10 protein-coding genes are annotated in these 9858 nt (G+C 49.0%); 6 read left to right on the top strand and 4 right to left on the bottom strand.

Features of this window, described 5'->3' with window-relative positions; all coding sequences use genetic code 11:
- Positions 1–81 precede the first annotated feature (81 nt).
- Entirely contained in the window at positions 82–324 is a 243-nt protein-coding gene (locus tag AB5Y53_RS08635; RefSeq protein ID WP_135320540.1) for a hypothetical protein, read from the bottom strand.
- Positions 325–396: 72 nt separating this feature from the next.
- The gene (locus tag AB5Y53_RS08630; protein ID WP_135320539.1) at positions 397–744 is read right to left on the bottom strand and encodes a hypothetical protein; all 348 of its coding nucleotides are present in this window, start codon (positions 742–744) and stop codon (positions 397–399) included.
- Positions 745–1207: 463 nt separating this feature from the next.
- Between AB5Y53_RS08630 and AB5Y53_RS08625 the strand changes: the two genes are divergently transcribed.
- From AB5Y53_RS08625 to AB5Y53_RS08600, 6 genes are all read left to right on the top strand, one after another.
- Positions 1208–2026, top strand: coding sequence for a hypothetical protein (locus AB5Y53_RS08625; protein WP_368181659.1), 819 nt, complete (start codon positions 1208–1210; stop codon positions 2024–2026).
- Complete coding sequence (locus AB5Y53_RS08620; protein ID WP_368181657.1) at positions 2023–2595, top strand: hypothetical protein; 573 nt, start codon at positions 2023–2025, stop codon at positions 2593–2595. The genes AB5Y53_RS08625 and AB5Y53_RS08620 overlap by 4 nt, the downstream gene beginning before the upstream one ends.
- On the top strand, positions 2592–4541 hold the full coding sequence (locus tag AB5Y53_RS08615; protein ID WP_368181656.1) for a helicase C-terminal domain-containing protein: 1950 nt from the start codon (positions 2592–2594) through the stop codon (positions 4539–4541). The genes AB5Y53_RS08620 and AB5Y53_RS08615 overlap by 4 nt, the downstream gene beginning before the upstream one ends.
- Positions 4541–5239: a hypothetical protein gene (locus AB5Y53_RS08610; protein ID WP_368181654.1), complete on the top strand. Its 699-nt coding sequence runs from the start codon at positions 4541–4543 to the stop codon at positions 5237–5239. Before AB5Y53_RS08615 ends, AB5Y53_RS08610 begins: the two co-directional genes overlap by 1 nt.
- 18 nt (positions 5240–5257) lie before the next feature.
- The gene (locus tag AB5Y53_RS08605) at positions 5258–6289 is read left to right on the top strand and encodes a hypothetical protein (protein WP_368181652.1); all 1032 of its coding nucleotides are present in this window, start codon (positions 5258–5260) and stop codon (positions 6287–6289) included.
- Positions 6290–6750: 461 nt separating this feature from the next.
- Complete coding sequence (locus AB5Y53_RS08600; RefSeq protein ID WP_368181650.1) at positions 6751–7299, top strand: hypothetical protein; 549 nt, start codon at positions 6751–6753, stop codon at positions 7297–7299.
- A 17-nt stretch (positions 7300–7316) separates the two neighbouring features.
- Here the strand turns inward: AB5Y53_RS08600 and AB5Y53_RS08595 are convergent, their stop codons facing one another.
- Both AB5Y53_RS08595 and AB5Y53_RS08590 read right to left on the bottom strand, forming a co-directional pair.
- A complete protein-coding gene (locus AB5Y53_RS08595; protein WP_368181647.1) occupies positions 7317–8042 on the bottom strand; it encodes a hypothetical protein in 726 nt (241 codons plus the stop codon).
- 1324 nt (positions 8043–9366) lie between these two features.
- Positions 9367–9615 (bottom strand): hypothetical protein, encoded by a 249-nt coding sequence (locus AB5Y53_RS08590; protein WP_047235032.1) that lies wholly within the window; start codon positions 9613–9615, stop codon positions 9367–9369.
- Between the last annotated feature and the right edge of the window lie 243 nt (positions 9616–9858).

Here is a 9858-nt window from a genome sequence, read left to right as displayed (position 1 = left end):
CGTTTCATTATGCGCAGTCAGACACAGGCCTGTGGGTAGAACAAAGGGGCCAGTGGCCCCCTTAGTTATAAATGCACTCGCTCAAAATCGAATGCTGTTAGCTGGATGGTCAGCAAATCCTTGTCCAAGCTCAGATTCATGAACAAAAACACCATCATCGCTAGGATGTACTTCAACTGCAATTGGACGAGTACCATGAGCAATCATGCCTGTAACCGTACCAGCAACACACTTCCATGCAATCACTGGGCGAAGGACACCATCAGAGGTACTAAGAAACCAACCAGATGCAGGAAGGATTTGAAATGGCATATCGGGAATCACTTTATCTCCTAGATAGAGCAGGTCTGAAAAAAGACACTAAGTCATTGATGCCGATAACTAGCTTTATCGGCATCAATCGCCTTTGGCTACGCCATTAGCAATACGTCCTGCTACAAAAGCCTCTTGCTCAGCGCAATCATCACACTGGACGGATTCGGGGTCTTGAGATTGGGTATAGGCTTCGAGTAAATCATCGCCTTCCAAAAGACGTGCGCAATCTACCCATTCATCACCGTCTCGATGACCACAGCACTCTCGTGAAAACCACTTTCTAAACAGTGCTTGTTGAGGGCCTGAAAGATTCTCATAGCCACCGTTATCTTTAGCATATTGAGCAACACCAGCTCTCTTACCGCCATCATCTTCGCGATCAAAAGCGTCATGATCCAACAAAAATGCAAGAATTTTATTATTTACCATCAGAAAGGCCCTTTAAAAACATGATGTTATAGATTATCGGTCAAACCTTTACTGGGACTTAATCGGAGATTGATAAATCAAAAGAGATAACACCCCTCGCCCGTGCATGGTGTGAGCATGGTTGTCTGGGAATTCCCCCCGTATTACTGGACGGAGAGACCGTCTTTCAATAGAGATTGGTACCGGATCCGACGATAAACCAACGGGGCATGGCTACGGCCTAAGTAAGGATGAATCTTTATTGCTCGGTATGACACTTTGATGCTTGGTATGGCACTTTATTACTCGCCAACACTTGACTATTCGTTCGCGCATCTGGCCGCGACCTTTTTCAAGGTAGTAGGTCGCGGATCTCGATGCTGGCCAGTTCTGTGACCCAAGCGCGGGTCCAGCCTTCCGACCACTTTACAAAAAAAAGAAATCTATTATCTTATGTGAAGATTCAAATGTTTCCGGAGGGGACGTGCAACATCCAATTGATCTTCTTTATGCCCATCTAACTCACATTTTGGCTCCCGCATTGGGGGAGTCGGTTGCGACTGTAGCGGCATGTTCTTGCTGCAAACGTCCTGCAAGTTCGTTCGGCAATGTGGGATATCAGGGGCTAGATAGCTATAAAACACCTTTCAACCACTGCGCTCCCTGCCAAGCCATGTTTGTCACTGATCCCAATATCATGGGGAACGAGCGAACTGCTGGAAAAAGCGATAAGAAAGTGGGTCAGCGTTTTGGGATGATGAGTGGTGTCGGTTGGGTGCACGAAATTGCAGATGCCTCTGGGGTGCCTCATCGCTCAACGCTACTTGCCCCGCCTGGGGTATACGACAAGTTCCCTGCATCATTTTTTGAATGCATTGATGTTGTGAAGATTACCGTCGGCGGCCACCTGCCTTGGATCGCAAAGAATGCAAAATTCCCTCTGCTCTACATAGAATCGTTTGGCCGTAAAACTGCGGCGCTAATGCGCGGGCTGACCATATCGCTGTCGCCGCACGCGCTCTATTGCTGTAGTGATGCAGGCATGGATTCGGTTACCAGAGTTGAATGCACGATAGATCTGGTCGCGGCAATGCAGCTATCTGAGGGCCTAAGTTCACTGACAAGCCCGGAACGCAATGCCTTCAATAAGCTTGTGGTTGATATATCGAATGGGCGGATCTCTCCCAAACAGGCTAGCGAACAGATTAACAAGAAGCCAGCGTTCGGACCGATATTTCGCACCTTACCAGCAGATCCCCATCAGCGTATCAAGTTGATTAACATCGCGGACAAACTCCAATGATTTACTATGAAAATACCCTCAAGCTGCGTGAAACTGATCCATCTAGCCCTTATTTGGTCCACCAGCGTCTTGATTATCTGGTACAGGAGACATTGCGCAGTAAAGTGCCATATAGCTGGCGACGCATTGCCCACCCTCATGAGCCCAACACTACAGTCATTTACTTGCGTTCGGCAACACAGCTTGGCCTGGCTGGCGAACAAGCAATAAAGCTTGAACTGAACGTGGCGGATATTGTCATGTTCAACATCAACTTCTGCTTCCCTATCAAGCATCCGATACCTGGGACCACAAAAAAACGGTCGATGCATCTGCCAATGGCTATTTTGCCTGATGTTCTAGCCAGACAATGCGAAGGGGCAGGCCTCTCACTCCAGAGCCACTCAGCCAACAGCCCCTACCTAGAGTGCTACCACAAGAAAAAGCAGAGCTTCACCCTCCAGTGCAACCCGGTCAGTGTAGTTGCTGAGATCAAGGATGTTACGCTGGCAGAGCTGGCAGTTGTTTATGGCATTGGCCGTAAGCGGGTGTTTGGCTACGGCCAGTTGTCGAACCTGGAGGTGCTATGAGCCCATTGCCAGAGGACGGGATCCACACAGCCAAGTTCGAAGAGCTGATGGCCGCTGGCGGTCTCATCGCTCGGGATGAGCAGACCCAATATGCGCTACTGGCTGAGCAAGTGCTGGCTGATACAGGGAAAATATCGCTTCTTCACGCAGATACCGGCCTAGGAAAGTCGCTGGGCTACCTCTTACCAGCCATGCAGTTTGTACTCCGCGACCCACGTCGCCCTCGGGTTATCGTCGCAACGCACAGCCACGCACTGATGCAACAACTGCTCGAAAAAGACTGTGTGCTGCTGACCAAAGTTGCCCGTCATTATGGACATAGCCCGTTGTCTATCGGTCGTCTTCTTGGGCGGGTCAATTTCGTATCGCCAAAGCGGGTAAACATTGCCCTCGCCAACCGCTCTCTGTCCACCCTAGAAGAGCGCGAAGTGGCTACCCTACGTGACTGGTCAGGGACGATTGCAGAATTTGAGGATGAGTTTGGCGGACTCCCCTGCGACTTGTTGGCCTCTCAAATTTGCCTGACGGCTGAGTGTGAAAATGGGGCATTTGACGAACAGCAACAGGCTGAATCTCAATGCGACATCGTGATCACAACTCACGCCATGATCGCAGTAGACATGCTGCGAAATAATGCGCTTTTGGCTGATAAATCACGGCCGACAGTGCTGATTGTTGATGAAGCTGATGCCCTGGTGGATCGGTTACAAGAATGGACTCAGAGGCGCCTGAATCTTGTTCGTGTCGCCTCCCTGCTGGGGGAGCATCTTACTGCTAGACAGTTAGCCCCTCTTACCAATTCAGTTAAGACAATCCAAGAGCGGCTAGGGATGCAGCAATATGCTTGGGATACCGAGTTGGCGGAACTGGCGCGGGTCACCATTGGAAAGATCGAGAAGATTTGCCGCTTAAATAATCTCGACAAAGATGTCTCAACATCCTTACAGCAGCAGCTCCAGATGATGCAAACCTCATCCATGGGGATCGGGGTTTCTCAGATACGTTGCGAACCAGCCATCGTGTCACTCTCACCTTGGTTTGTTCGGTTCTTCGGAAAATACGCAACCTCAGCCTTTGAGTCGGTACTCCTGACTTCTGGCACTTTGAGTATCACTCCTGAACCTGTGAACGGTACCACATCACTTCGAATTGAACTTGGCATCGAAGACACCATGCTGGGCGCTATTGCCCTTTTCTCACCAAAAATTTTTGGCAACATGGCCCTGACGCTAGCTGGTCCCTCGTTTCCGTCTATCTACTCAGGAGCGCACCAGTACGGAACACGCCCAAGCCTCTCTGAAAAATGGTTGCAGGCGGTAGTTCGCCAGATCACCAACCGTTCCGGGCGAGTGGTTGTGTTGACAGCCTCGCATGAAGAGAGCCAAAAATTGGCCGCGATTATGTCACCAATTGAGAACCGGCAGGTTCTGGTCCACCAGCGCGGTATTCCGCTCAAGTCACTAACTGAGGAGTTCAAGAAAATATGCAAGCTTCATGGAAGGGGAGTAATGATCACCGCGGCGGGTCATACTGGCCTCAACATAATCGACAATTCAGGTTCAATTGGATTTGACCATCTTATTATCACTCGCATTGCCTACGGCCAACCTCACACTTCCGAAGTTGAAGCTCTGGTGAGTTTCTACAAGAAGACCAAGAAAATCGACCTGAGTCAGCAACTCCGCAAACAGGAGTATATGCGTACTCAAAACGCCGTTGTTCGGTTGATGCGACAAGCCATTGGCCGTGGGATCCGTTCACCTGACGACTCCATTGAAATCGATATTCTCGACCCCCGCTTTCCACTGTCTCACGATTTGTCGTCCAAACATGCCATCCTGCGAAACATCATTCCCGTTCGTTTTCTGCAACAGTACCGGCAGGCCAAAGTGCTGTTAACTGACGGTGAGCAATCACCAGCAACACCAATGGAGGTTTACTTTTGATGTTCGAATTTGAGCCCTTTCGCTTGGTCATGTCGTTAAAGACCCCGGTGGTATTAACTGACTACCCCCCAACCCTTGATGCCTTGGTTTTCGAAGCGCTGAGCCAGCGCTCCCCACTGGCTAGCAGGGAGGAACTCTTGCAGGAAATGAGCAATTACCTTCTCTATAACGACCAACTTGGTGTCTTCCATGCCTCGGCAATGAGATTCGGTGTCACCATGGCCGTTGGCTTGACTGTCGGCAGTTATGTCAGAGCTGATCGGCATACTCCCGAGAAACTATCTCCTGCGATGTTTGCCCCCAACGGAAAAGGACGCTATGTGAAGATCAAGCTCAAGGGAGGACCGACCAAACGACGCTTGCGGGAAATGCCAGCTTACCAGGCCCCTTTTGCTGTGTTCGATGGGCTGGGGAACCCCTACTTAATAAAGGGGTTGCTGGATTTTTTCGTTCTGGGCTTAGGTTACGACGCTCAGAATTGCCAGATGGGAGCCTTCGATAATCTGATCATCACACCCATGCAGGAAGATACCAGCCTTGTCTTGTTGAATAAGGCTAATCGACCACTCCCGGTATCATCCGGGATCGCTGGGATAGCAGGCCTATCTCCACTACTACCTCCTTATTACACAAAAGAAAAAATGCCCATTGTCGCCCCCCAAAGGGTCCGTTCAGAAATGCTTCACCAGCTGATTTAACTTCAAAAAGGAAATACCATGACTCAAAACACCTTTGTTTTTGACGGCCACCTAACCGCTGTAGAACCCCTGACCGTCAGCATGAAGAACTCCCAAGGCCGCCTCCCACGTAATGGGGGAATTGATGCCCCGGCCTATTGGCCTGCAACCACAATTCGCGGGTCATTGCGCCATGCTGCGCACCGAGTTGTGTTGATGTTCAATGAAGACAATAAACGCCCACCATTTGACCTCGCAGAACATTTCATGCTGGCCCAAGGAGTAGATATTGTGGGGGATATTTCTACTCCCGCCGATGATGAGGTAAACGCCGAGCAGCATCTGCGCGAAGGCAACCCGATGTTGAGTCTATTTGGCTTATGGGGACTTTCTTCAAAAGCCAACATAGGGAACGGCTTCCCCATAACTACCAACTCGACGGCTCTGTTTGGTGGCGGGGCTCGCAGCATCATGTTTGAACGCAACCCGGAACTACTCGAAACGCTGGATCAGTCAGAAAGAAATCGGCTCCAAGTAATCTTGGAAGAGCAGAGCCTTGCGTCAGCTGATATCGTGGCGTTAAAGGACAAACAAAAAGAACTAAAAAAACAGCTAAAAACGGCGACAAGCGACGAAAAAACGGTGTTGTTTGAGCAGATCGCTGCACTAGCATCACAAATCCAGGCTCGTAAGGATCAGAAAGGGGAAGCTCGTGAATCTATACGTCGCCCTATCGATCAGTACGAGGCGATCTGTGCCGGTACCGTGATGGAACACCGCATGTCCCTAAAGTCGGTCAATCAGATCGAACTGGGCTTTTTCATAGCCGTTTTGCTAGAATTTGCTCGTTTCCCCCGAATGGGCGGACACCAAGCTCATAACTGTGGTTTGGTATCAGGTTCTTGGGAAGTGAAGACTTGGCCGCCGAAAGCTTTGAGCCCAGTCACTATTGGTTCGATTGCATTTGATGGTGAAGGGTTCCGGGTTGAAGGTGACGCGCTCCTCTCTGCCTATGATGCTTGGTGCAAAGACGTCACAAGTTCCTTCCACAAAGTAAAGGATGGTGCCTGATAGACGTGTTGTATTGCTTCCGCCCAATGGTTGGCGGTTTACGACTATTTTCTTAGGTGCTTCTTCAAAGTCCTATCTCTCATCCCTCCTTTAGCTGAGGGCCAATTAAATGGCTCATCGTGTAGGAACGAACGTCCAACACGGCGAGTCATTTAAGTCTCACCATTAACTAATGGCTATGCCCCAATTAAGTGTTGCATGGGGCGCCTCATGCAAACACGCTTTGATATTCTCACTTTTCCCGTAACGCTCCTGCATCCTTCACCAACCCAGGCAGTTTACAAAGCGGCAAGCTAAAATTGGTACTATTAGTGAGTCATGATCTGTCGATTGGTTTAGTGTGCAACCTAACTTCAAGTCTGTTCTACTGGTACAATCTTGGGCTGTGCAAGCCCAGTTCAAGCATAGTGGTTTATTATCAACCTACGGATGCCATACAACAAATTAAGAGGTGTGTGTGAATGTACAAGAATCAGGATGAGCTGATAGCAGCCATCTATTCGATGGCTGCGCCAGGTGGCACCATCTTCCAGAATGTCTCCGACTTCTTTCTTGAACGAGGCATCGCTCTTGAGCAGGTCAGTTCTGGTCTGTGGGTCTTTTCATGGCTCAAGAGCAGCCCCCAAGGGGAAGTAACAATACAACGCGACATCCCCGGTCACGGTGCTGTATTAGTTCTCCCCACCCACGATGACATGCTCATGCAGCGAGTTACGGCATTGATTGCCCGCGAGTGTGAAGGACTGAGTTACGTTGCCAAGTACGGCAATGTGGAAGATTGGCTCTGCGACGGCTCAGTGGAAAAAAGTAAGGAGGAACTAAAAGCGGGAGCAATAGTGGAAGACTTTATAGAAGGCTTCCACGATATCGCCGATACAGCCTTAATTAATGTACTTGATAGTTATCATTTAATAACGGAGCCTGAAATTTCAACTCTTCTTTTCCATGGTGATTTATCCGACAACTGCTTAGTTGGCACAGCTTTTACACACCTTGCTGATGAACCATAAATGTAATGGCCGAGATTCTATTCCTTCCGTTCGAATACAGTGACTAACACTCGCTTGTTATTATCATCGTTAATGACCATCAGGTATTTGAATTTTGAATCCCTGTGCCCCCAAACCTCCACATTGTCCACACGACCATATTTTACAGCTTTATGACGAGCGACCTTATCATCGAATGGTTGAAGCTGTAGCTCTGGGTGTTGAAGGCGGCCAACAAGTGATGCCCATGGCTTTTTAGGGTCGCCAGATGTAATCCGTGCTTGATACTGGTTGAGGGCATGTTGAGTAACCAGTACCGGCCCAATAGCTGGGGTGTCGATCTCATCATAGGTCTGAGTGAAGGCCTGCTTGTCCACATCAAGGATCTCTACATTCCCCTCACTTGGCTCATCCATGTAATCCATGCTCTGAGCCACTTCAATCATGGCCCCCTGCATCCTGCCAGTCAGAAAAGACGCAAACCTAGTGGCAAAAGCCTTACTTGATTTTCCTAATGCAAGTTTCTTGATCGCACCTTTCGATACCACTAGCTTGTAACCGGTACCGCCACCAGGCTCCCGGCAGAATACCTGCTTGTCCAATGCCAAGTATCGAATGGCAATCAGCTCAGCTATGAGATCCGACTCATCATGCTCGAAGTCCGTGTGAACATCCAGAATGCCCTTCCTTTTCGTACCAACACGCCAAAATACCAAAGCGGAATTGCGGGATGTCTTTTTGGCGACCGTGGTCAATGTCATCATGATATTTACCTCGTTATGGTTTCAGGGTGTTGATCGGCCTCACCGTCAAATCCCCTATTTGTGTTTTATTCAATGGTATCACTACATCTCAAAATGCAACTGCATAGACTGGTGCCCCCCCCGAGCTCGGGGCAACAACGTACATCAATCTTCCTCTATTTTTTATCGCTGGTTCTCGACGGGAAAAATTTCACATGTGAAATTTTTCCCGTTCAAGTGTGGCACCGTAGACATGCTCACTCTGGTTTTTCCTTATGAGGCAAGCAGGTTGCAGTATCAGGGGCTCTTGATGCTTTTCAGTTGTAAAACAAAGATCTAGCGCCACCCGAACTTCTCTCGTAACGGGATGAACTCTTCGAGCAAGTTGGATGAGTGATTGATACGAATTGGGCTGTTGGGCATTAACCTCGACCCCGGCTGGAATTTTGTTATCTTAAAATCCAAATGCTCCTTAGCCGAAGATAATGGCCCCCCACACATTGGACAGTTTAATTGCACCCCGAATGGGGCCTGTTCAATATCCCCCTTCCACCAAACTTTTTTACAGGTTCCTTTGCACTTATAAATTGGAAGTTCGTCTAAATCCGAGTTGGTGATATGGTACTCGGTAGTGACTTCAATCATAATTTTCCCTTTTATTGCTGTTAGCGGCAGGTATACCATTCACGAGAGCACACACCGCCATCAAGTTTAAAAACCCCCATATGACCTGATAGCCATGCTCGATGAAGTCTTGTGCCAGCAATACGTCGCCTCAACCACCTTGGCCATAGATGTTGCTGGTACCCCTCAAGATATGCCCACAAAAGAATTCGCTCGATGATTCAATCCTCACACCTTGAACTCAGGGTCGATAATCCAAGTCTTCCCCTTGCTTGTAACGGCCGAGGGCTTAACTCGCAACGCATAAATAGCATGTCGGAGGGTGAGCTCTCCAGCTAAAAAATGTTGTGCTACCCTGAGTATGTACCGCATCTTTGCTCCTTAGACTCCGCACCGCACCAGCAACTCAGATTGGTTGAATGCATGAGGGATCATGATGACTTCTTTTGGACGTATTAGTCATATGTGTCTACTCTAATCCCCGCAGCATCCCCCATCAAGTCTACCAGGCTTTAACCAGAAACCTGATAAGATCCACTTAGCCACCTGTTTTCGAGGCATAAAAAAGGGCCAGCACTATGGCTGGCCCTTTTTATCATCGTGATTCACAGATGACTGTGAGGATGCTTTTTTTGCTTTTCGCGCTCATGGAAAAGGTATGCACTTCCAATCGCAAACAATACTAAGAATCCAAACAGACCACCCAAGATGGCGATGCTGCTCATTCGTCCTCCCTATTGCTCATGCCGGTCAGAATTACCCCTGTTAACCAAAGGATAACGCCCCCCAGCAGTACGAGCAAGGCTTCGTCGGCGGTTATTGTATCTCCAGTAACAACTACGCCGACAATGCCGACACTAATCGCGTTAACGGCAACCTTACGCAGGTCCTCCCCAATTGCAATCATTGTCTTTTTGTCAGGTGCGAACATCTGCACCAACCATGTTTTCATGCGCAAAAACTTTTTCATCGTTTTCTCCAAAAAATGGAGGGCGCATGTCTCCCCTCAGGGGAAAGCGCCCCCTGAGGGTTTAAAAAATCACCTAGGCCCGGAGGGCTTTTGGCTTGTTATGAATGGCTTCAATGATCTTGGTTGCCTCCTTGGCATAGGGCCCGACTATCTCCACCTTGTTTCCCCTTCTCGCGAAAGAGCTGGTGAACATCATTCGTTGCCCATGCATTAAGTGGCTGTACCGAGAACGCATCAAATCCA

Source organism: Aeromonas sp. R7-5 (genome assembly GCF_040908015.1).
Lineage (GTDB): Bacteria > Pseudomonadota > Gammaproteobacteria > Enterobacterales > Aeromonadaceae > Aeromonas > Aeromonas caviae.
The sequence above is the reverse complement of the archived record's forward strand: the minus strand, read 5'-3'. Positions and strand labels throughout refer to the sequence as shown.